This is a genomic window from Burkholderia sp. AU28863 (genome assembly GCF_002223195.1).
In the GTDB taxonomy this organism is placed as follows: Bacteria; Pseudomonadota; Gammaproteobacteria; order Burkholderiales; family Burkholderiaceae; genus Burkholderia; species Burkholderia sola.
In genome coordinates, this window is record NZ_NKFE01000006.1 from 81,468 (window position 1) to 102,674 (window position 21,207).

General features: G+C 66.1%; 19 protein-coding genes and 1 pseudogene. 3 read left to right on the forward strand and 17 right to left on the reverse strand.

Translation table 11 applies throughout. The annotated features are described in order from the left end of the window. Window positions 1-40: 40 nt before the first annotated feature. From CFB81_RS26940 to CFB81_RS26950, 4 genes and pseudogenes are all read right to left on the reverse strand, one after another. Complete coding sequence (locus CFB81_RS26940; RefSeq protein WP_059487458.1) at window positions 41-1,231, reverse strand: M20 aminoacylase family protein; 1,191 nt, start codon at window positions 1,229-1,231, stop codon at window positions 41-43. A gap of 210 nt (window positions 1,232-1,441) precedes the next feature. Next, window positions 1,442-1,595 (reverse strand): annotated as a pseudogene (locus CFB81_RS36695) (2-pyrone-4,6-dicarboxylate hydrolase); the annotation flags it as partial. Between the two features lie 20 nt (window positions 1,596-1,615). Beyond that, the gene (locus tag CFB81_RS26945; protein WP_256976344.1) at window positions 1,616-2,536 is read right to left on the reverse strand and encodes a type 1 glutamine amidotransferase domain-containing protein; all 921 of its coding nucleotides are present in this window, start codon (window positions 2,534-2,536) and stop codon (window positions 1,616-1,618) included. Then, window positions 2,517-3,326, reverse strand: a complete 810-nt coding sequence (locus CFB81_RS26950; RefSeq protein ID WP_089437192.1) for an SDR family oxidoreductase — start codon at window positions 3,324-3,326, stop codon at window positions 2,517-2,519. Before CFB81_RS26950 ends, CFB81_RS26945 begins: the two co-directional genes overlap by 20 nt. Window positions 3,327-3,368: 42 nt before the next feature. On the opposite strand from CFB81_RS26950, the gene CFB81_RS36280 reads away from it, so the two are divergent. Both CFB81_RS36280 and CFB81_RS26955 read left to right on the forward strand, forming a co-directional pair. Then, window positions 3,369-3,536 (forward strand): hypothetical protein, encoded by a 168-nt coding sequence (locus CFB81_RS36280; protein ID WP_176730273.1) that lies wholly within the window; start codon window positions 3,369-3,371, stop codon window positions 3,534-3,536. 104 nt (window positions 3,537-3,640) lie between these two features. Continuing rightward, on the forward strand, window positions 3,641-4,588 hold the full coding sequence (locus CFB81_RS26955) for a GlxA family transcriptional regulator (protein WP_060303536.1): 948 nt from the start codon (window positions 3,641-3,643) through the stop codon (window positions 4,586-4,588). A gap of 146 nt (window positions 4,589-4,734) precedes the next feature. Here the strand turns inward: CFB81_RS26955 and CFB81_RS26960 are convergent, their stop codons facing one another. The 11 genes from CFB81_RS26960 to CFB81_RS27010 all read right to left on the reverse strand — a co-directional run bounded on the left by CFB81_RS26960 (window position 4,735) and on the right by CFB81_RS27010 (window position 16,415). Continuing rightward, on the reverse strand, window positions 4,735-5,130 hold the full coding sequence (locus tag CFB81_RS26960; protein WP_069621546.1) for a tautomerase: 396 nt from the start codon (window positions 5,128-5,130) through the stop codon (window positions 4,735-4,737). Between the two features lie 177 nt (window positions 5,131-5,307). Next, on the reverse strand, window positions 5,308-6,240 hold the full coding sequence (locus CFB81_RS26965; protein ID WP_089437193.1) for an amidohydrolase: 933 nt from the start codon (window positions 6,238-6,240) through the stop codon (window positions 5,308-5,310). A gap of 2 nt (window positions 6,241-6,242) precedes the next feature. Then, the gene (locus CFB81_RS26970) at window positions 6,243-7,565 is read right to left on the reverse strand and encodes an MFS transporter (protein ID WP_089437194.1); all 1,323 of its coding nucleotides are present in this window, start codon (window positions 7,563-7,565) and stop codon (window positions 6,243-6,245) included. 11 nt (window positions 7,566-7,576) lie between these two features. Then, entirely contained in the window at window positions 7,577-8,815 is a 1,239-nt protein-coding gene (locus tag CFB81_RS26975) for an MFS transporter (RefSeq protein ID WP_089437195.1), read from the reverse strand. Further along, window positions 8,812-10,092, reverse strand: a complete 1,281-nt coding sequence (locus CFB81_RS26980) for an MFS transporter (RefSeq protein ID WP_089437196.1) — start codon at window positions 10,090-10,092, stop codon at window positions 8,812-8,814. Before CFB81_RS26980 ends, CFB81_RS26975 begins: the two co-directional genes overlap by 4 nt. Next, window positions 10,089-11,135, reverse strand: coding sequence for an amidohydrolase (locus CFB81_RS26985; protein WP_089437197.1), 1,047 nt, complete (start codon window positions 11,133-11,135; stop codon window positions 10,089-10,091). The genes CFB81_RS26980 and CFB81_RS26985 overlap by 4 nt, the downstream gene beginning before the upstream one ends. Before the next feature lie 11 nt (window positions 11,136-11,146). Beyond that, complete coding sequence (locus CFB81_RS26990) at window positions 11,147-12,298, reverse strand: porin (protein WP_089437198.1); 1,152 nt, start codon at window positions 12,296-12,298, stop codon at window positions 11,147-11,149. A gap of 49 nt (window positions 12,299-12,347) precedes the next feature. Then, window positions 12,348-13,727 carry an MFS transporter gene (locus CFB81_RS26995; protein ID WP_089437199.1) on the reverse strand — a complete coding sequence of 460 codons (1,380 nt, stop codon included), beginning with the start codon at window positions 13,725-13,727 and terminating at the stop codon, window positions 12,348-12,350. A gap of 91 nt (window positions 13,728-13,818) precedes the next feature. Next, a complete protein-coding gene (locus CFB81_RS27000; RefSeq protein WP_089437200.1) occupies window positions 13,819-14,748 on the reverse strand; it encodes an SMP-30/gluconolactonase/LRE family protein in 930 nt (309 codons plus the stop codon). Window positions 14,749-14,769: 21 nt separating this feature from the next. Then, on the reverse strand, window positions 14,770-15,717 hold the full coding sequence (locus tag CFB81_RS27005) for an NAD(P)-dependent oxidoreductase (protein WP_089437201.1): 948 nt from the start codon (window positions 15,715-15,717) through the stop codon (window positions 14,770-14,772). Beyond that, a complete protein-coding gene (locus CFB81_RS27010) occupies window positions 15,717-16,415 on the reverse strand; it encodes a methyltransferase (RefSeq protein ID WP_062885014.1) in 699 nt (232 codons plus the stop codon). Before CFB81_RS27010 ends, CFB81_RS27005 begins: the two co-directional genes overlap by 1 nt. A 165-nt stretch (window positions 16,416-16,580) precedes the next feature. Here CFB81_RS27010 and CFB81_RS27015 point away from each other — a divergent pair, with 165 nt between their 5' ends. After that, entirely contained in the window at window positions 16,581-17,291 is a 711-nt protein-coding gene (locus tag CFB81_RS27015; RefSeq protein ID WP_058902368.1) for an IclR family transcriptional regulator, read from the forward strand. Between the two features lie 118 nt (window positions 17,292-17,409). Here CFB81_RS27015 and CFB81_RS27020 read toward each other — a convergent pair whose 3' ends face one another. Together CFB81_RS27020 and CFB81_RS27025 are read right to left on the reverse strand one after the other, a co-directional pair. Then, entirely contained in the window at window positions 17,410-18,744 is a 1,335-nt protein-coding gene (locus tag CFB81_RS27020) for an MFS transporter (RefSeq protein ID WP_089437202.1), read from the reverse strand. Window positions 18,745-18,811: 67 nt separating this feature from the next. Next, complete coding sequence (locus tag CFB81_RS27025; protein WP_089437203.1) at window positions 18,812-21,160, reverse strand: cytochrome P450/oxidoreductase; 2,349 nt, start codon at window positions 21,158-21,160, stop codon at window positions 18,812-18,814. Between the last annotated feature and the right edge of the window lie 47 nt (window positions 21,161-21,207).

The window sequence follows — 21,207 nt, forward strand, 5'->3', positions numbered from 1 at the left end:
CAATGCGGCCGGAAGCGGCGGCCGCGCGCCGCCGCCGCGATCACTGCCCGAGGTAACGCTCGACGAGGCGCGTCCAGAACGCCGCGCCGATCGGCAGGTTGCGATCGTTGAAGTCGTATTTCGGGTTGTGCACCATGCAGCCGTCCTCGCCTTCGCCGTTGCCGAGCCGCACGAACGAGCCCGGCCGCTGCTGCAGCATGAACGCGAAATCCTCGCTGCCCATCAGCAGGTCGGTCTGCTCGACCACGTGCGCATCGCCGACGAGTTCGCGCGCGACCTGCGCGGCGAAATCCGTTTCGGCATCCGTATTGACGACGACCGGATAGCCCTCGATGTACTCGACGTTCGCGCTCGCGCCGTAGCTCGCGGCCTGCGTTTCGGCCAGCTCGGTGATGCGGCGCTTGAGCAGCGCGCGCACTTCGGGGCTGAACGAACGCACGCTGAGTTCGAGGCGCGCGCCGTTCGGAATCACGTTGTTCGCGGTGCCCGCGTGCATCGAGCCGACCGTGACGACCGCCGGCTGCGACGGGTCGACGTTGCGCGCGACGATCGTCTGCAGCGCCATCACGATGCTCGCGGCGACGACGACCGGATCGACCGTCAGGTGCGGCCGCGCCGCGTGGCCGCCGACGCCTTCGATCGTGATGATCGCCTTGTCGCCCGCCGACATGAACGGGCCGCGCCGCGTGAGGAACACGCCGGGCGCCGCGCCCGGATGGTTGTGCATGCCGAACACCGCATCGCACGGGAAGCGCTCGAACAGGCCGTCGTCGATCATCTTCTTCGCGCCGCTGTCGACGCCGTGCTCTTCCGCCGGCTGGAAATACAGGTGGACGGTGCCCGAGAAGTTGCGCGTCTTCGCGAGATGCTGCGCGGCGCCGAGCAGCATCGTCGTGTGGCCGTCGTGGCCGCATGCGTGCATCTTGCCGTGCGTGCCGCTCGCATACGGCAGGCCGGTCGCCTCGACGATCGGCAGCGCATCCATGTCCGCGCGAATGCCGATGCTGCGCGCGCCGTCACCCACCCGCAGCGTGCCGACCACGCCCGTCTTGCCGACCCCGCGCGTCACCTGCCAGCCCCATTGCTCGAGCTTGTCCGCGACGAGCGCGGCCGTGTCGTGCTCTTCGTACGCGAGTTCGGGGTGGTGATGGATGTGGTGGCGGATCTCGCGCAGCCCGCCGGCGGCGGGCATCAGATCCTCGACTTCGGTGAAGCGGGTATCGGTGGTCATCAAGGGGCTCCTGCGTTTGTCTGCGCGCGCCGGTGGCGCGTGCGGGGAAGCGAGCCACTATAGCCAGCCGATATCGGTTCAATAAGATGCGGAATTTTTCACCGTGATAAGTGTTTTTAATCAGGGTTAATACCAAGATATCGGTCGAACCTGCACCGTTTCGCCGCACACGCTCCATATCGATGGCCCACCCGATAGATGCGGCCGCTATGCGGCCGATCCCAGCCCGCCGGGCTGCGGTACGCGCGCGATATGGTCGGTGACGAGCGGGCAACGCAGCGCCGCGAGATGACGCTCCAGCGCCGGCAGCCGCGTGCCCTGCCCCCCGCTCGATATGCGATCCGAGGTTCGCGATACGCGCGGCCGCCGCCAGCGCAGACGAATTCAGTTCGTACGGGCCTTCAGTTTCGCCACGAGGACGTCGCCGAATTCAGGCGCCGACATTGGCTGCTGCCCCGTGATCAGTTCGCGATCGACGACCACGTTGCTGTGCCAGTTCGCCACCGTGTCGACGTGAGCGCCGGCTTCGGCCAATGCGTTCACCGGATAGAACTGCACGTTGCCGCCGAGCCCGCTCGGACCTTCGAGCTGCTGCTCCTCGCCCGTCGAGAAGACAGTCATCCGGTAACCGGCATACGGCCAGCCAGCCGCGAGGGAATTCGCGTTGCCGTCGTTGGCGACCATCGATGCAACGAAGGCATTCGGGTCGCGCAGCGTGGACAGCAACACGATCGGCCCGTGACAGATGATCCCGGTGGGACGCCCGCTGTCGTGGAAGCTGACCAGGATCTTGCCGAGATTCCGGTCCTTGAGCAGGTCGGCCATCGGCGCATGGCCGCCCGGGATAAACAGGCCGACATAACCGCCGGTCCCCTCCGAGACGACGGAGGCCAGCGTCTTCGGATGCTTCAGTTGCGCGATACCTTGCGCGTATTTCAGTGCATCCGCGCGCGCTGCATCGTCGCCGCCGAAAAACAGCTTGTTGTTCGAGTTCGCGTCCATCACCGGCATGTCGCCGTTCGGATTGGCGATCACCGGCTCGTAGCCGGCCTCGACAAGCTTGCGGTACGGCACGACGAATTCGTTGAGGTAATAACCCGTCGAGTACTTCTTGCCGTCGCGCAGATCGAGCTCGTGAGCGCTCGACATGACAACCAGCACCTTGCCGCGCGACTGCGCCGACGCGCCCACCGGCAATGCAAACGCGGTGGCCGTTGCGAGTACGGCCGCACCGATCTTGAGAATGTTCATGATCAATACCTTCTGAAAAATTGGGTGGGCCGGTTCAAGCGCCGGTGTTCGCATCCGCCACGTAGCGCGCAGCGGCCTTGGCGTTGGCGAATTTGGGCGTGAGTGCGCGGCGGGCCGCTTCCCATTGCGTCCAACCATCGGCGTCATGGAGCGTCGGAATCGTCACGAGCTCGCCCTGATCGAGGCCCGCAAGCGCGGCATCCACCAGGTCGTCGGCCGTCATCGTGCTGGCGGCCTCCTTCTGCTTCGCATAGCCGGCCACATCCCAGAACTCGGTCGCCGTCGCTGCAGGCAGCACGGTCTGCACGCGCACGCCCTTGTCCGACAGGTCGCGCTGAAGTGCGTGACCGAAGCTCAGCACATACGACTTCGATGCGCTGTACACGCCGTTGAGCAGTTCGACCGCAATACCGACGACCGAGCTGATGTTGATGATGGTGCCCGTGCCCTTGCTGGCGAATACCGGTGCGACGGCGTAAGTCAGGCGCGTGAGCGCGGTGATGTTCAGGTTGATCATCGACTCCATCGTGTCGACGTCGCCGTTGAGAATCGACGCGACCGAGCCGATTCCCGCGTTGTTCACCAGCATCGTGATGTTGCTGTTCTCGCGCAGGATGCGTTCGATCTTCGCGAGCGCCGCCTTGTCGTTCAGATCGGCGGCGACGGTCTCGACCGAGCGGCCGGTTTCGGCCATGAGGCGGCGCGCAAGCGTGTTCAGACGGTCCTGGTTACGCGCCACGAGGATGAGGTCGTAGCCGCGCTTCGCGAGGCGGTCTGCGTAAATGGCGCCGATGCCAGCCGATGCGCCGGTGATCAGCGCGGTGCCTTGCGTGGAAGTGGTCATGATTTTTCCGTTCCGTGAATTGAGCCGACCGGGTGTCGGTTCGTGGAACGAATTCTGGCGTCGACCGAACTCATCCTCAATGTCATATATGCAATGATTCATGCCATCCGCACGCTGACCGGAAACCTTGCAGATTCGTCCTTTGAAACAGGCGCCCGGTTACCCAAAATCGGTGTTGTCGGTGGCTCCGCTCGGCGCATTGCTTCCTGAAGGCGACCGCGCGCCATGCCATCTGATGACACGCCGCCGCCGCCCGTGACGATGTCCGTTTTATGCTAGATTCAATTGATCAGGACACACACATGGCGGACGTCATGCACACCGTCGGGCTTGTTGTTTACCCCCAGTTCCAGTCGCTCGCGCTCGCAGTGGCGAGCGTGTTCGAGTACGCGAATCTGCTGCGCGGCGAAGAGGTGTACCAGTTCCGGATCGCGTCCGAGCACGGCGGCGCGGTCATGTCGTCGCAGGGCTTTTCGGTCAACACCGAACCGCTGGCCGAAGCGGGATATGACACGTTGATCGTCGCCGGCGACAACGAATGCCGGCTGCCGTCGGCAACGCTGGTGGATTTCCTGCATCGTGCGCCCTTCCGCTCGCGGCGCATTGCGTCGATATGTACGGGGGCCTTCGTCCTCGCGGCCGCCGGGCTCCTCGACGGGAAACGTGCCACGACGCACTGGTATCACGCGCGGGCCTTCAAGAAGCAATATCCGAACGTGCAGCTCGACGAAGATCGCATCTTCGTCGTGGACGGTCAGGTCTGGACTTCGGCCGGCATGAGCGCCGGGGTGGATCTGGCGCTGGCGATCGTCGAAAGCGACTTCGGGCTGGAAACGGCGCGCATGGTCGCGCGCAAGCTCGTGCTGTACCAACGGCGCGGCGGCGGCCAGTCGCAATTCTCGACCTTGCTGGAACTGAACGCGCGATCGGACCGCGTGCAAATGGCGCTGACCTACGCGAGCGAAAACCTGGCGAGCGATCTGTCGGTGGAGCGCCTGGCAGAGGCGGCACGTTTGAGCCCGCGCCAATTCAGCCGCGTGTTCCGGGAGGAAACGGGGCAATCCCCCGCCAAGGCGGTTGAGCGGCTGCGCGTCGAAGCCGCCCGCCTGATGATGGAAACGACGCGCCACCCGATCGAAATCATTGCGAGAGAAACCGGATTCGGCGACCGCGAGCGCATGCGCCAGGCATTTCTGCGCGCGTTTGGGCAACCCCCGCAGACCATACAGCGAGCCTCCGGGGTGGCGCCGCTCATGAATTAGGACTTGTTGAACCAACAGGCGGACAGGTACCGCGCAGTCTTGCTGGCTCAAACCATGAGCGCTCGCTTCGTCCATCGCGCATGACGAGTGGGGCCCCGTCAACGACGTGCCGAGGCTGCCAGCCGCGCGCTGTCCAGGCGGAAAATCTACTGCTCGCCGGGAGCCCACTCCGGGCTATAGCCGCCAAGCGCCGGGTGGTACATTTCATCGCCGGAATGCTGCGTGAATTCGACATTGAGCCGATCCTCACGCAAGCCGAGAATCTCCACGCAATGCGCACAGAGTGCCTGCGCCACTTCCATGCGCTGTTCGGGCGGGCGCCCCCGTCGGATATCCAGCATCATCACCGCGACCGGGACTGGCGCTTCGCCGGCCTCGGCAATACGCCAGACAGCGCCTTGCCCCAGTTCGCGGATCGCGACGCTGATACGCCGAATATCGACCGACATCATCCGCGCATAGGTCTCGCTCATTTTGGCGGCGAGCGCTTGCTTGGTTTCCACCGAATAGTGGTCGTTCACGTCCAGTTGCAGATAGGGCATGGTATTCAGGATTCCGGGTGATTGATCGAACGCGTGCGGCATCGGCCTGTTCAGATGCCGCCAGCCGATTCTGGCATCCGGCTCGCCGCCCTCACAATGTCGAATAAGCAATGATTCTGGACACCGGTTCAAAAACGACGCCTGTTCGCGGAGGAGTCGCGCGACATCCTCCCCGCGCTATGCAAATCCGTACAACTTCGCAGGGTTGGTGACGAATATCCGCTGCTGCCAGTCCGGACGCCCGATCCACCCGGCGATCGCGTCCAGCATGCTTGCGTCGTCCGGCTTGTCCGTCTTCTGCGTCGGGTGCGGCCAGTCGGTGCCCCACAGCATGCGTTCCGGTGCCATGTCGATCAGCGCCTTCGCGACCGGCGCGACGTCGTCGTAGGCAGGCGCGCCCGTCTTGCTGTCGACGTACGGCCCCGACAACGTGATCCACGTATGGCCCTTTTCGACGAGGCGTTGCGCGGTGCGAAACGCGGCCGACGACAGCCCGCCGGGCTGCGGCACATGCGCGATATGGTCGATGACGAGCGGACAAGGCAGCACCGCAAGATGACGCTCGAGCTCCGGCAGCCGCGCGCCCTGCACCACCAGTTCGATATGCCAGCCGAGGTCCGCGATACGCGCGGCGAGCGGCGCCAGCATGTCGAGCGTCGTCGCGCCCGGATAGCTCAGGTTGAACCGGATCGCGCGGATGCCGCCGCGATCGAGCGCCCGAAGTTCGTCGTCGCTCACGGTGCCATCGACGACGGCCACGCCGCGCGCGTCGTCGCCGAACTGCGCGAGCGCCGCCAGCGTGCAGCGGTTGTCCGTCCCGTACGTCGACGGCGTCACGACCACGTTGCGCTTCACACCGATACGCGTCTGCACGCGCCGATATTGCGCGACGGTCGCATTCGGCGGGCGCAGTGTCGTGCCCGGCGCGACCGGAAACCGGTCGTCGTAGATGTGCATGTGACAGTCGATCGCCCCTTCGGGCAATCGGAACGCCGGCCGCTCGGTGCCGCTCGACCACGTTTCGTCGGCAGCGGCCAGCCTCGGCAATGCAGTCGAAGCCAGCGTCGCGCCGGCGATCCTGAGGAATTCGCGTCTCGCGATGCGCGCCATGATCAGATGGTCCCCGTCTTGCCGACCAGCTTGCCGGCCGCATGATTGCGCGTGAGCAGCAGCAGCGTCGCGACGCTCACGAGCGTGAGGATCGCGAGCGGCATCAACGCCAGCGCGTAGCTGCCCGTCGCCGCCTTCACCCACCCGTACACGTTCACCATCAGCCCGCCGCCGAGCAGGTTCGCGATCGCATTGACCGTCGCGAGCCCGGCCGCCACGGTGCTGTTGGACAGCATGTCGGTCGCGAGCGCCCAGAACGGACCCTTGAACGAATACGCGCCGACCAGCACTGCGCAGAGCATGCAGACCGTCGGCAGCAGCGATCCGCTCAGCGACGTCGCGAACAGGCCCACGCCGATCAGCAGCATCGGCACGACGGTGTGCCAGCGCCGTTCGCCGACACGGTCCGAGCGCCGGCCCCAGTACACCATCAGGACGGAAGCCACTGCGTACGGCACCGAATTCAGCAGGCCCGTCTCCATGACGGTCAGGCCGAACGACTTGAGCAGTTGCGGCTGCCACACGGACAGCGTGCTGCCTGCCGCGGAAGCACACGTGTCGACGAGCGCGAGGCACAGCACGTAGCGGTTGCGGAACAGTTGCGTGAGCGGCAGCGACGGCACCTTCTTGCGCGCCTTGTGGCCGGCAGCCAGCGCGCTCGAGAGCCATGCGCGCTCGTCGTCGTCGAGCCACCTCGCGTCGTCCGGCTTGTTCGTCAGCACGAACAGGCACGCGATGCCGAGCAGCACGGTCGGAATGCCTTCGAGGATGAACAGCCAGTGCCATCCGCGCAGGCCCCAGAGGCCGTCCATCTGCAACAGCAGCGCGGAGATCGGCGAGCCGATGAAGCTCGCGGCCGGAATCGCGACCATGAACGTCGCGACGATCCGCGCACGATACTGCGTAGGAATCCAGTACGACAGATAAAGCAGCACACCCGGGAAGAAGCCGGCCTCGGCCGCACCCAGCAGGAAACGCAGCACGTAGAACGTCGTCGCGTTGTGCACGAGCGCGGTCGCCGCCGACACGATGCCCCACGTGATCATGATTCGCGCGATCCAGATTCGCGCGCCGTATTTCTGCAGCGCGAGATTGCTCGGCACTTCGCAAAAGAAGTACGAAATGAAGAACAGGCTGCTGCCGAAACCGAAGACCTGCGCCGACATCCCGAGGTCATGGTTCATCTGCAGCGACGCCATCCCCACGTTGCCCCGATCGATGAAGGCAAGCAGGTAGCAGATCATCAAAAAGGGAATGAGTCGCCAGACGACCTTTCGTATGGTCCGGCGCTCGATCGCGGACGCGTCCATGAAACCGGTTTGCATGTTGTCTCCGTTTATTGTGCGCTTACGCGCGTAATGGTGAACCGTTGCCACGCGATGACCGCCACGATGCCGCACGCGAGCACGACGGCCATGGCGGCGAAGGTGTGTCGCACGCCGAGCGCCTCGGATGCGCTGCCCACGAGCAGATAACCGAACGGCATCGTGCCGTTGTAGGCCATGCCGTACATCCCGACGAGCCCGCCGCGCACGTGTTCCGGACACTGCCGCTGAATCGTCGCGTTCGTCGACGTGGCCGCGAACGTGAGGCTGAAGCCGAGCGCATAGAACGCCGGGATCGATCCCGCCGCATCGGTCGTCGCGGCCAGCACGGCCAGCGCGCCGACCGCCGTCCACGGCGCATACGCGATGAACCGGCGCGACGCGCGCGGCCCGAACGCCGACGACAGCAACACCGCCGCGCTCAACGAACCGGCGCCGGCGCACGCGAAGAACACGCCGGTAAAGCGCGCCGCATCGTGAAAGCCCTGGTCCGCGAGCAGCGGCACGAGCGTCTGGTAGCTGCCGGCGAACAGGCCGATGCACGCGAGAATCGGCAGATAGCGGGCCGAGAACGCATCGGACAGGACATAGCCGACCGCGTCGCGCAGGCCGCTTTCCGCGCGCGACGGGCGGTCCACCGACGCAACCCGGATCGACCGCACGCATGCCGCCATGAAGCACAGCGCGAGCGCATAAATCGCAAAAGATGTCCGGGGGCCGAGCGTCGGATAAACGAATCCCGCGATGGTCGGGCCGACCATGCGCCCGACGTTGTAGACCATCGTGTTCATCGCGACCGCATTGGAGGTGTGCGTCGCATCCTGCAGGCTCGTCAGCAGCAGCACCTGCCGCGCCGGCGTTTCCACCGCGCTCGACACGCCGATCGCCAGCGCATGCGCGAGGATCAGCTTCACGCCGAGCAGCCCGAGCAGCGACAACGTGAAGAGGCTGCCCGTGAGCAGCAGCGACGCGGTCAGCACGCATAGCGTCACGCGGCGCGCGTTGGCCGAGCCGATGCGGGAGCCCGCCACCGGCGCGACGATCAACTGCGGCCCGTACAGCAGGAAATTGAGCAGCGCGAGGATCGCCGCCGAGCCGGACAGGTGATAGATCAGCAGATTGAGCGTGACGTTCTGCGTCCAGCTGCCAAGCACCGACGCGACCTGCCCGCTCAGATAGCGCCGCAGCGATGCCTCGGTCAGCGCGGGAAACAGCCGGCTCACCCACCCCGCTTGCGTGGCGACGTTCATGACAACGTCTTCCCGCGCGTTTCGGGCGCGAACAGCACGACCGCGGCCGCGGCGAGGAACGCGACGATCGTCGTCGCGAGTCCGAGCACGAAGCCGCCCGACGTCGACGCCAGCGCACCGATGATCAACGGCGCGATGAAGCCGCCAAGCCGGCCGCCGTTGTATGCGAGGCCCATGAAGAAGCCGCGCGATGCCGTGTTGCCGATGATCTCCGCGAGGAACGGGCCGGCGCCCGCGAAGATGCCGTTCACGCTGAAGCCGGTCAGAAAGATGGCGGTCGTCAGCAGCAACGGATTCGCCGACACGATGTACACGCCGACGGCCAGCGCACCGACCAGCAGGTAGGCCAGGAACATCGGACGCCGGCCGATGCGGTCGACCCATGCCGAGAACAGCAGGAATCCGGCGATCGCGCCGAACTGCAGCGCCAGCACGAACTTCAGGCTATGCACGAAATCGAGGTGCTTCACCGTGATGAGGAACGTCGGCGTCCACGTGAATACGCCCCAGTACAGGTATTGCAAAAAGAAGATGAAGCAGAAAGCGGTAAGCAGGCCGCGCACGTTCAGCTTCTCGTGACTCGCGGTGTCGAGCTTGCGGGCCTGCGACTTCGCGTGCCGCCGTTCGAGCCAGATCGGCGATTCCGGCGTCTTGCGCGCGACCCAGAACAGGATGAAGAACGGCGACGCACCGATCAGGAACAGCAGACGCCAGCTGTCGCCGCCCAGTCCGCCATGCACCGCGCCGACGATGCCCGAGATCACGATCGCGAGGATCGCGCCGATCGGCAAGCCCATCTGCATCAGCGCGCCGCCTTTGCCGCGCCGGCTCGGGTGCCAGGTCTCCGCGATGAGCGCGGCGCCGGCGGTCCAGGTTCCGCCCATGCCGAGCGCGCCGAAAAAGCGCAGCGCGGCAAACGAGTGCGCGTCGGGCGCAAACGCGATCAGGCCGGAGAACAGCGAGTAGATGCCGACGCAGAGCAGCGCGGTACGCACGCGTCCGATCCGGTCCGACACGAAGCCGAACAGAATGCCGCCGATGATCTGTCCGGCCGCCGTGACGCTCGTGAACATGCCGAGCTGCGCCTTGCTCAGCCCGAACTGCAGCGCGAGCGTCGGCAGCAGCAGCGACAGCAGGAACGAGTCGTAGCTCTCGAACGTCCAGCCGAGCCCCGCGAGCGACAGCGAACGCCACTCGATACCGGTCACGTGCGTGAACCCTTTTTCAGCGGCTGCGGACTCCACGTCCTGCGTCGCCACGGTTGCACTCGTCTTCATGGGTTGTCTCCGGGATTCGCGATGCGATACGTCGAGGCGGCCGTCCGGCTGAACAGCGCGGCCTTTTCATCGGCCGACATCGACGATGCGAGTCGTTTGAAGGCGTTCCACAGCACGCGATAGCCGAACATCCCCTTGTCGACGGGGAAGTTGCTTTCGAACATGCAGCGATCAACGCCAAAGCATTCGACGCAGGTATCGAAATACGGCTGCCACGCCGCCGCCAACGCCTGCGACGACGGCGGCAGGTCGCGCGCGGCGAAGTCGAAGCCGAATACGGTCATGCCCGCGCCGCCGAGCTTCATGCGCGTGTTCGGCAGCGCGGCGAGACGCGCAAGTTGTCGTTTCCATTGCGCATGCACTTCCGCACGCCGGCCGGCATGCGGACCCACGCCGACCGGACCGCCGAAATGGTCGATGACGATGGTGACGCCCTCGCATGCGCGCGCGAGTTCGTACAGGTCGTCGAGTTGCGTGTGATAGACCCAGGCGTCGAGCGACAGTCCATAGCGAGCGAGCGTCGTCACGCCCTGCCGGAAAGCGGGATCCGACATCCGGTCGCGCGGCGGCGTCACCGGGCTCGATCGCACGTCGGGGCTCGCATGCCACGCGAGCGGATTGCGGATCCCGCGCAATCGCCCGCCGGACACCTGGAGCATCGTGTCGAGCACCCCATCGAGTTCGGCGCCGACCGACAGATCGGCGCCGCCGACGATGGCCGCGCAGCACCGCACGGGGCCGTATGCGCCGCTTTCGAACATCGCGGCGACGCCATTCGCGAATTCCACTTCGCCCACCGGCTTGAACGCGTCCGGCCCGCTTGCACGCAACATCGAGCGACACTGCACGTAGACCGTCGACACGACCCGATGTCCGCTGCGCACGTCTGCGCCGAACTCGTCCGCGAGATAGCGGCCCGTCTGGCGGTCCCACAGGTGATGATGGGCGTCGACGATGGCAAGCGCGGGTTCGAGCACCGGCTCGTCGCGCAATGCGAGCCACTCGGGCCTGACAGGCAGATGGGGCGCGTGAACGGTCTGCATCGCACTCACCGTCAGAACTTCTGGCGCATGCCGATCACCACGCCCGTCTGGTTGTGATCGGGTGCGACCGTGCCATAGCCGTTCACGCCGAGCGCGGAGCCGCCCTTGTTGCGCGCGAAACCCGCCGTCGCGTAGATATCGGTACGCTTCGACAGCAGATAGTCCGCACAGAGCACGGCCAGCCACGGATCGGCACTCGTCGAATGCACGTCCTGGTAATAGGCCGTGGCCGTGACCACGAACGCCGGCGACACCGCGTACTGCGCGCCGGCCCAGTACAAGTTCGCCGCGCTGGCTTCGGCGCCATTCGCGACATGGATCGGGTTCGCCGGCAGGAACGCGTTCGACGCATGGAGATAGCGATAACCGGCGAAGCCCTTCACCGGTCCGATCGCATACGACGCGGCGGCCGTCGCGCGACGCTCGGTGCCCGTGTTGGTCGCGACGGTGTTGCTGTTGCGCTGCTCGTACGACACGCTCGCGGCGAGCGGTCCTTGCGCGAAAGTCAGCGCCCCGCTGAAGAAGCGGCCGGTGAGTTGCGCGCCCGGCACTTCGGCGCCGTACCCGGTGTCGTAGCGGGTGCTATACATGGCCTGCGCCGTCAGCGGACCGAACACGCCGGTGTACTTCGCCGAATTGTCGATACGCGCGGCCGCCGCGTAGTCGACCGACAGCACCGAGTATCGCGACGACGCGCCCATCGGGTCGAAGGCCACGGCCTGTTCGTAGAAGAGCGAATTCTGGCGGCCAAACGTCAGTTGCTGGCCCCGGTACGCCAGCCCGACCCACGCCTGCCGGCCGAAAATCCGCGACGTCGTGGCGGCATTCGAGCCGAGGCCTTTCGTCGACTGCGCGGTCGTGCCGTCGTTGATGTTGAAGCCGTCTTCCAGCTGGAACATGGCCTTCATGCCGCCGCCGAGATCCTCGACGCCCTTCAGCCCCCAGCGCGAACCGGACAGATTGCCCGACGCTTCGCGCGTCTGCGCGCCGCCGGTACTCGTGTTGTTGATGTGCTCGATACCGACGTCGGCAATGCCGTACAGCGTGACGCTGCCTTGCGCATGCGCGGCGCCGCACCACAAGGCCGCGCTCGCGACGGTGACGGCCCCGAGCGCAAGGCGGGGTTTCGGGCGGGTATGCAGGGTGGCCGGATTCGACAACATGGAGTCTCCAAACTGATTTTTGTGGGTGGGTTTTCTGGCGAGAGAAAGTTCACGGCTCGCGGGCGGCAGGCGCTTCGCCGGCGCCCGAGCCCGGATCGCCGAGCCACACGATGGTCAACGCGCCGAGCAACAGCACACCCGACACGGCGATGAGCGGCGCGGTGAAGCCGCCGGAGAATTGCCGGAGCGCGCCGATCAGCGACGGCCCGACGAAGCCGCCGAGATTGCCGACCGACACGATCAGCGCGAGTCCGCCCGCGGCGGCCCGGCCGGTGAGGAATCCCGACGGGATGGCCCAGTAAGTCGCCTGGAACGCGAGGATCCCGCTCACCGTGACGCACAGTGCGATCAGCTTGAAAACCGGCGCATGAATGAAGGCGCTCGCACACAACGCCGCCGCGGCGAGTGCCAGTGCACCGGCGACATACGGGATGCGGTTGGCCGCGCGATTGGCGAGACGCGCCCACCAGAGCATCGCACCGGCGCCGAGCGCATACGGAATGGCCGTCAGCCAGCCGACCACCGCGTGTTCGACGCCGAACTGCTTGATGATCTGCGGCATCCACAATCCGACGCCGAGCGAGCCGACGATCCCGCAGAAGTTGACGAACGCGAGCACGAACACGCGCCAGTTCGTCATCGCGTCGCGCAGTTTGCTGCCGTGCCTGGCGCCGATGTCGCGCTGCTCGAACGCGAGGCGCTTCGCGAGCGACGCCTTCTCTTCGTCACTGAGCCACGCGGCTTTCTCGGGACGGTCGGCCAGCACGAACAGGCACGCGATGCCGAGCATGACGGCCGGTACGCCTTCGATCAGCAGCAGCCACTGCCAGCTGCGCAGCCCGTGCAGGCCGCCGAGTTCGAGCAGCGCACCGGAAATCGGCGAGCCGATCATGTTCGCGACGGGGATGCCGACGAGGAAGGCGGCCGTCACCTTCGCGCGCCACTTGCCGGGAAACCAGTGCGTGAAATACAGGTAGATGCCGGGCGTGAACCCTGCCTCGGCGAGCCCGAGCAGAAAACGCGCGGCCGCAAAGCTCTTCGGGCCGACGACGAACGCCGTCGCCATCGAGAACACGCCCCACGTGATCATGATTCTCGCGATCCACACGCGCGCCCCGACCTTCTGCATGATCAGGTTGCTCGGAATCTCGAACAGGAAATAGCCGATGAAGAACAGGCCGGCGCCGAAGCCGAACTGCTCGGCCGTGAGACCGAGATCCTTGTTCATCGTGAGCGCGGCAAAACCGACGTTGGTCCTGTCGAGATAGCTGATCACGTAGCAGACGAAGATGAACGGCAGAATGCGCCGGAACGCCTTCGCGAGCGTGCGCTCGCTGGCCGCGTAATCGTCGGCGGCCAGGCGCTCCGCCGATGACGCATCGGCGCGCGGTACGTCGTCGCCGGCATGCAGCGCGTGCGAAATGGTCATGCTTGTCTCCTTCGTCGCGCGGCTGGCGGCGCGATCTTTCGGCATACGGGCGGGAGGCCGACGTGCGGCTTCCCGGCTCGGCTCGTGGGTCTCAGTCCTGCTTCGCGGCCTGCTTCGGCAGCGGGCCGGCAATGCGCATGTCCGCTTTCAGCACGGAACCGGATGTCGATTCGGTGATGAAGAGCGTCTTCATGTCCGGGCCGCCGAAGCACACGCTCGTGAGCGACGCCCCCTTCGGCCCGGTCAGGATCTCGACGGGCTCCGCGCAGTGGTTGAGCACCCATACGCGGCCGAGCCCCGGATTCGCGACGAACAGGCGGCCTTCGAGATCGACGGTGAGGCCGTCGGGACCGCTCGGTCCGTAGGACGTGAAGAACTGGCTGACCTTGGTGACCGATCCGTCGGTCTGCAGCGGCATGCGCCACACGGCATTGCCGCGCGTCATCGCGACGAACAGCACCTTCTCGTCGCGCGACAGCACGAGGCCGTTCGGGCTCGGGCAGGTGCCGAGCAGCATGTCGAGCTTGCCGTCGGGCGACAGCCGATACACACGGCCCGTCGGATCGTGCAGCCCGGTCTGCCCTTGATCGGTGAAGTAGATATTGCCGGCCGAGTCGAACGTCAGATCGTTCACGCCCTTGAAGCGCTCGGTGTTGCGGCGCTCGAGATAAGGGCGAACTTCACCGCGCTCGATATCGAGCAGCATCAGGCCGTTCCGGTAGTCGGTGATGATCAGGTGCGATGCGTCGAAACGCTTCATCCCGTTGGGCTCGCCGTCGTATTCGACGACGAGATCCCAGTCGCCCGACGGCGAAATGCGGAAGATGCGCCCGTGCGGAATGTCGGTGACGAACAGATAGCCGTCCGGATCCCACACCGGCCCTTCGAGAAAGGAATCCGTGACCATGCCGCCGCGATTCGCGCGCGCCCATTCCGTGCGGACGTCCGGCTTGCGAAACTTCTCCGGCATGCGCGTGAACACGTCGGCTTCGCGCACGTCGGGACTCGTCAGATAAAACATGCGTACCTCGATGTTCGGGGTTCAAGCCGCGCTGTGCGCGCGTTCGTCCAGCACCGCGAGAACGTTGGCGGCCGCACCCTTGCCCATGTTCACGTACGCGGCATCGCTCACGCCGCCGATATGCGGAGACAGAATCACGTTGGGAATCTGCTGGAACGGGTGCGGCGCCGTCATCGGCTCGACGTCGAAGCTGTCGAGGCCGGCTGCGCTCAACCGGCCGCTTGCCAGTGCCTCGGCAAGCGCGGCTTCGTCGATCAGGCCGCCGCGTGCGGTATTGACGAGCATCGCGCCGCGCTTGAAACGCGCGAGCGCGTCTCGGTCGAGCATCCGGCGGTTGTCGGCCGTCAACGGACAATGCAGCGACACGACGTCCGACTCCGCGTACAGCGTGTCGAGCGGTACCAGCGTCACACCGGCCGGCGCTTCCTTCGCGAACGGATCGAACGCGAGCACCTTCATGCCGAACGCCGCGCCGATCGCGGCCACGCGCCGGCCGATCGCGCCGAGTCCGACGAGGCCGAGCGTGCGCCCGTCGAGTTCGACGGACTTGTGCGTCGACTTGTCCCAATGGCCTTCGCGCATGCGCCTATCGAGCTGCGGAACCGACTTCGCGCACGCGAGCAGCAGCGCCCATGTGTGCTCGGCGACGGCGGCCGCATTCGCGCCGACCGCGGCGCGCACCGCGATGCCGCGCGCGGCGGCGGCGGCCTGATCGATCACGTCGATCCCGCTGCCGTGCTTCGAAATCACCTGCAGATTTTCGGCCGCATCCATGATGCGGGCGTTGACCTTGCCGTACCGGACGATGATCGCGATCGGCTTGTGCCGGGTGCAGAGCGCCACGATGTCGTCTTCGGTCGGTTGCTTGCCGGCGAACACGACGTCGAACTGCGCAAGCATCTCGAGCGCCTGCGGCGCCAGGTCGGCGGCGGTCACGAGGACCACGGGCTTGTGCGAAGCGGCCTGCATCACAGTGCCTCGCCTTCTGCCAGCATGCCGGCTGCGCGCAACTCCTTCTCGATCCAGCCCGGGCGAAGGTCGCCCTTGTGGATCGCCGCGATACGCGCGGTTTCGAAGTCGAGCTTTTTCTGCGCGAGATCGACGATGCGCGCGACGTCGGCGCGCGCAATGACGACGACGCCGTCGGCGTCGCCGACCACCAGATCGCCCGGATTCACCGTCGTGCCGCCCAGCGAGATCGGCGCATTCACGCGCCCCGCGACGCTCTTGGTCGGGCCGCACGGATTGAGGCCGGCCGCGAAGATCGGATAGTCGCCGTTGGCCAGTTCGTGCGCGTCGCGCACCGCGCCGTCGATGACGATACCGGCGATGCCGGTCGCCTTCGCCTGCGCCGCCATGATTTCACCGAGCAACGCGCACGAGATGTCGCCCTTGCCGTCGACCACGACGACGTCGCCCGGCTTCGCGACGGCGAGCGCCGCATGAATCGCAAGGTTGTCGCCCGGCCGGACTTCGACCGTGACCGCGGGGCCGGCGACCTTCATCTTCGGCGACAACGGCCGCACGCGGCCATGCACCGTGCCACGGCGGCCCGCGACGTCGGCCAGGATCGCGGCCTGGTAGCGCGCGGCCGCCTGAACGAGTTCGGGCGACACGCGTTCGATGTCGCGATTGATCGGAGAAGTGCTGACGGATGGCTTGCTCATGTTTCGACCTCGGGTTATGCGTTGTACTCTGTACAACACTGGTGTACGCAGTGAAATCACTATAGCCAGAGGACGCGCACGAAGGCACTGGCGTTTACCCTTTTACGTGGTAAACCATCGTTTTACTCTGTACAATTCCGAATGAATGTCGACGGGAGAGAAGGAATGGGAAACGACGGGGTCGTTGCCGTGGAAAAGGCGCTTTCGCTGCTGGACTGCTTCAAGCCCGGCGCCGAATCGCAGTCGCTCGCGATGCTGTCGCAGGCATCCGGCATGCACAAGACGACGGTCTATCGGCTGATGAATTCGCTGGAGCGAATGGGGTATGTCGTGCGCGCGCAATCCGGCAACTATTCGCTCGGACATCGCGTGCTGTACCTCGGCAAGCTGTACGAGCAGTCCTTCCATCTGTCCACGGTGGTGGAACCGGCGCTGCATGCGCTGGCCGCGTTGACGAAGGAAAGCGCATCGTACTACGTGCACGACCACGGGCAGCGGCTCTGCCTGTTTCGCGTCGAGCCGTCCGAAGGTCTACGTGAAACCCGGCTCGCCGGGACGATGCTGCCGCTCGACGACACGGCCATCAGTCACGTGATCCGCTTCTGGGGGCTCGGCGAGCCGATCTACGACAAGCCGCCTGCACTGCCCCTCTTCACCGCGGGTGCGCGCGACGTGCACACGGCGGCGTTCGCGGTGCCGGTCTTCGGCGCCGGCGACAAGTTCATGGCGGCGCTGACGCTTTCCGGTCCTGCGTCTCGCCTCAGCGTCGCGCACGAGTCGGGCGAGCTGGATCGACCGCAACTGGATGCGGCCGCCGATCTATCGCGGAAGCTGGGCGCGAGTGTCGCGCTCTGCGAGAACGTCTACGGCACCTGATCGCCGCTTCGGCAAAGGCCGGGTTCAACTCGGCGAGCCGTAACAGGGCTAGTACGGACCGGTCGAGCCGGCACGCGCGCAACCCGCTTCTTCGCCCGCATGACGCGGCCGCCGTTCTTTACGCATGCGTCGAGCGCGGCCGGTCGTTCGTCCGCACAACCGCATGGCCGGCGGACATCGACCGTGACTCGAAGTCCTCGCCGCGCGATTCTCGCGACGCGATCACCGCGACGAACGCAGGGAGCGCCATCAGCATCGCGTAACCCGCGACGAAGATCGCCGAGCCCGTATAGCTGACGAGCAGCGTGCCGACGATCGGGGCGATCGACCCGCCGAGCACCGATGCGAGCTGATAGCTGGTCGACAATGCGGTAAAGCGCACACGCGTCGGAAACAATTCGGCCATGTACGCGGCCATCGGTCCGAGAATGATGCCGTGGCAGGCCAGGCACGCGATCAACGCGAGTTGCAGATGCGCATAATCGCTGCCGGGCGACAACGTGAACAACGAGCAACCGGCGACCGCCGCGCCGAGCAAGCCGGCGATCAGCACCGGGCGCCGTCCGACCCGGTCCGACACGTGCGCGGCGACCAGAATGACGACGACCTCGAGCGCCGACGCCCACATCAGCGCGGACAGCGCCTGCGGCCGGCTGAAGTGCAGATAGCCGGTCGCGAGTCCGAGTGCGAACGTCGAGAACAGATACAGGAACGTGTTTTCCGCGGCCTTCACGAAGAACGCACGCACCATCTGCCGCCAGTTGCCCGCACACGTTTCGCGCAGCGACGCGCGCTCGACCGTCCGATGCGCGGCGGCCAGCTCGGCGAACGCCGCCGATTCCTCGACGCGCCGACGCGTCCAGAAACCGACGATCACGAGCAGCGCGGAGACGAAGAACGGGATCCGCCACGCCCAGTCGACGAATGCGGCATCGCCGTAGAACCGCTGCACCAGCCCGATCACGAGCGCGGTCAGCACGTTCGCGAGCGGGCCCGCGAACATCGTGAAGCTGGTCCAGAAGCCGCGCTGCGTGGCGGGCATCGATTCGGCGATCATCAGGATCGCACCGGTCGCCTCGCCGCCGACCGCGATCCCCTGCACGATCCGCAGCAGCACGAGCAGCAGCGGCGCCGCGATGCCGATCGACGCATAGGTCGGCAGCAGGCCGACGCAGAACGTGCTGATGCCCATCATCAGCAGACTGACGACGAGCGTCTTGCGGCGGCCGATGCGGTCGCCGATCATCCCGAACACGATGCCGCCGAGCGGCCGCGCGACGAAGCCGACCGCGAACGTCGCGAGCGCGAGCAGCGTGGCCGCGAGCGGATTGCCGACGACGAAGAACTGCTTGTCGAACACGAGCACCGCACACGCGGCGAACGCGAAGAAGTCGTACCACTCGAGCGTGGTGCCGACGGTGCAGGCGAACATCAGGTTGGCACGCTTTTTCATCGCACATGTCTCCGGTATTTTTTGTGGTTGATAGCGGGGCGAACGGCGCCGCGGCGCCACCACGCGCTCAAAGCTCGAGAACGAGCCGCTCGCCGCCGCACGCGCGCGAACAGCAGGTCATCATCCGGTCGTGCGCGTCGCGCTCCGCGCGCGTGAGCACGCTGTCGCGATGATCGACTCGACCGGCCAGCACGCGGACTTCGCACGATCCGCACAGCCCTTCGCGGCAGTCGCTCTGCACGTCGATGTTCGCGTGCTGCAACGCGTCGAGCACGGTCTGGTTCGCCGAGACCGTCAGCGTGATGCCCGAATCCTTCAGTTCGACTTCGAACGGCCGCTCCTTCGACGGATCGAGCGCCGCCTTCGTCGACACGAAATGCTCGACCCGCAGCGCATCGCGCGGCCAGTGCGCGCAGCTCGCTTCGAGTGCATCGAGCATCCGTGCGGGGCCGCACGCGTAGATGTGCGTGTCGTCGGCCGGCTGCGCGAACAGCGCGCGAAAGTCGTTACGCGAGCCTTCTTCCGACACGTACACGTGCAGACGCTCCCCATGCAGCGCGGCGAGCGTGTCGAGCATCGCCATCGACGCGCGTCGCGAACCGCTGTAGTGGATTTCGTAATCGATGCCGCGCGCCTTCGCTTCGCGCGCCATCGCACTGATCGGCGTGATGCCGATGCCGCCCGCGACGAAGATGGCCTTGTCGGCGTCGGCGGCGAAGCGGAAGTGATTGCGCGCACCGCGAATCTTCAGCCCATCGCCGGCGCGCAGATTCGCATGCACCCACGCCGATCCGCCGCGGCTTTGCGCGTCGTGCAATACCGCGATCTCATACGCGTCGCGCTCGGCCGGGTCGCCGCACAGCGAATACTGGCGCGTGATGCCGGTATCGCCGCAGATCACGTCGATATGCGCGCCGGGCGTCCAGCGCGGCAGCGGGCGGCCGTCGGCGGACACGAGCCGGATGTGGGCGATGCGATCCGCGCACATCGACACGCGTTCGACCGTGACCGCGCGGCTCACCGCGTGCGACGACGGCTCGCCGATGCGCACCGCCGCGCGCGGGCGCAGCACCGACGGATCGCGGCGCTCGGGATTCAGCGCAGGATCCCATTCGACGTACAGGTGTTCGGGGCCGCGGAACGACGTGTTCGGCACATACGTGAAGCGCTGCTCGGCAAGCTTCATGTGCGGCAGGCGGCGCGTGAACTCGTCGAGGAAGACCTGCATCTCCATGCGGGCGAGATTCTTGCCCATGCACTGATGCGATCCATAGCCGAACGTCAGCTGATCGTTCGCGTTCTCGCGGCGGATGTCGAACAGGTCGGCGTCCGCGAAGCGCGCTTCGTCGTGATTCGCGGACGACGTGACGATCAGCAGCTTCGAGCCCGCCGGAATGTCGATGCCGCCGATCGTCACGTCCTTCGTCGCGAGCCGTCGCCATGCGGCGACCGAGCCGTTGTGCCGCAGGCACTCCTCGACCGCATTCGGGATCAGCGACGGATCCTCGCAGATGTCGCGCCACGCGTCGGGATGCTGCAGCAGCAGCTTCATCGCGTTCGCCGTCGCGTTCGCGGTCGTCTCGTGCGCGGCGACGATGCCCGCCATCATCATCGAATGCAGATACGAATCGGTGATCACGTCCGGCAGTTCCTTCTGCTTGCGGATCCCGTACTGCATCCAGCCGGGCCCGGACGGATTCTCGCGCATCTTGTCGAGCACCTTGCCCGCGAACTGCCAGAACTTGCCGACCGCATGCGCGACCGCGACCTGCTCCTCCGGTTTCGGACGCCCCCACGTGTTGATCGTGTGCGCGATCGAGTATTCGCGCAGCGTGTCCATGTCCTCTTCGGGCACGCCGAGAAAGTGCAGCGCGACCGTGAGCGGCACTTCCCACAGCATCTGGTCGACCAGATCCGCTCGACCGTCGTCGATGAAGCGGTCCACGTATTCGCGCGCGAGCCGGCGCACCATCGGTTCGTGATGCTTCAGCGCGTCGGGCGTGAACGGGTCGAGCAGCGCGCGGCGGCGCGGCATGTGCGCGGGCTCGTCCTCGTTGACGAGCGTGCGGTTCAACGCAAAGCCGTACGACGCGAGCACCGCGTTCGCGTCGGGCCCGGTGGGCGTGATCTTCTCCAATGCGATCGACGGGCTGAACGTGATGTTGTCGCGAAAGATCGCCTTGATGTCGTCGTAGCGCGTGACGACCCAGTAGCCGAGTTTGGGGCTGTAGAACACGGGCTCCTGCTCGCGCGCCCAGCGCACGTACTCGGGCGGATCCTGCTGGTAGCCGTCGTCGAACGGGTCGAACGCGGCTGCGGCGGCGCTCACCGGACAGCCGTTCGGCGCGGTCGCCGCGGCCGGCGCAGGATGAAACGGACATTTCGACGATGACGCGTGGCGCTCCGTGACGGACATGATTCGCTCCCGTGCTATGATTTTGCGTAAATCTAATACGCAATGCG

Excerpts from the sequence above, each read along its gene's own strand:
- CFB81_RS26940 (WP_059487458.1), bottom strand. The coding sequence starts at position 1,231 with ATGACCACCGATACCCGCTTCACCGAAGTCGAGGATCTGATGCCCGCC.
- CFB81_RS26945 (WP_256976344.1), bottom strand. The coding sequence starts at position 2,536 with ATGCGAACACCGGCGCTTGAACCGGCCCACCCAATTTTTCAGAAGGTA.
- CFB81_RS26950 (WP_089437192.1), bottom strand. The coding sequence starts at position 3,326 with ATGACCACTTCCACGCAAGGCACCGCGCTGATCACCGGCGCATCGGCT.
- CFB81_RS26955 (WP_060303536.1), top strand. The coding sequence starts at position 3,641 with ATGCACACCGTCGGGCTTGTTGTTTACCCCCAGTTCCAGTCGCTCGCG.
- CFB81_RS26960 (WP_069621546.1), bottom strand. The coding sequence starts at position 5,130 with ATGCCCTATCTGCAACTGGACGTGAACGACCACTATTCGGTGGAAACC.
- CFB81_RS26965 (WP_089437193.1), bottom strand. The coding sequence starts at position 6,240 with ATGGCGCGCATCGCGAGACGCGAATTCCTCAGGATCGCCGGCGCGACG.
- CFB81_RS26970 (WP_089437194.1), bottom strand. The coding sequence starts at position 7,565 with ATGCAAACCGGTTTCATGGACGCGTCCGCGATCGAGCGCCGGACCATA.
- CFB81_RS26975 (WP_089437195.1), bottom strand. The coding sequence starts at position 8,815 with ATGAACGTCGCCACGCAAGCGGGGTGGGTGAGCCGGCTGTTTCCCGCG.
- CFB81_RS26980 (WP_089437196.1), bottom strand. The coding sequence starts at position 10,092 with ATGAAGACGAGTGCAACCGTGGCGACGCAGGACGTGGAGTCCGCAGCC.
- CFB81_RS26985 (WP_089437197.1), bottom strand. The coding sequence starts at position 11,135 with ATGCAGACCGTTCACGCGCCCCATCTGCCTGTCAGGCCCGAGTGGCTC.
- CFB81_RS26990 (WP_089437198.1), bottom strand. The coding sequence starts at position 12,298 with ATGTTGTCGAATCCGGCCACCCTGCATACCCGCCCGAAACCCCGCCTT.
- CFB81_RS26995 (WP_089437199.1), bottom strand. The coding sequence starts at position 13,727 with ATGACCATTTCGCACGCGCTGCATGCCGGCGACGACGTACCGCGCGCC.
- CFB81_RS27000 (WP_089437200.1), bottom strand. The coding sequence starts at position 14,748 with ATGTTTTATCTGACGAGTCCCGACGTGCGCGAAGCCGACGTGTTCACG.
- CFB81_RS27005 (WP_089437201.1), bottom strand. The coding sequence starts at position 15,717 with ATGCAGGCCGCTTCGCACAAGCCCGTGGTCCTCGTGACCGCCGCCGAC.
- CFB81_RS27010 (WP_062885014.1), bottom strand. The coding sequence starts at position 16,415 with ATGAGCAAGCCATCCGTCAGCACTTCTCCGATCAATCGCGACATCGAA.
- CFB81_RS27015 (WP_058902368.1), top strand. The coding sequence starts at position 16,581 with ATGGGAAACGACGGGGTCGTTGCCGTGGAAAAGGCGCTTTCGCTGCTG.
- CFB81_RS27020 (WP_089437202.1), bottom strand. The coding sequence starts at position 18,744 with ATGAAAAAGCGTGCCAACCTGATGTTCGCCTGCACCGTCGGCACCACG.
- CFB81_RS27025 (WP_089437203.1), bottom strand. The coding sequence starts at position 21,160 with ATGTCCGTCACGGAGCGCCACGCGTCATCGTCGAAATGTCCGTTTCAT.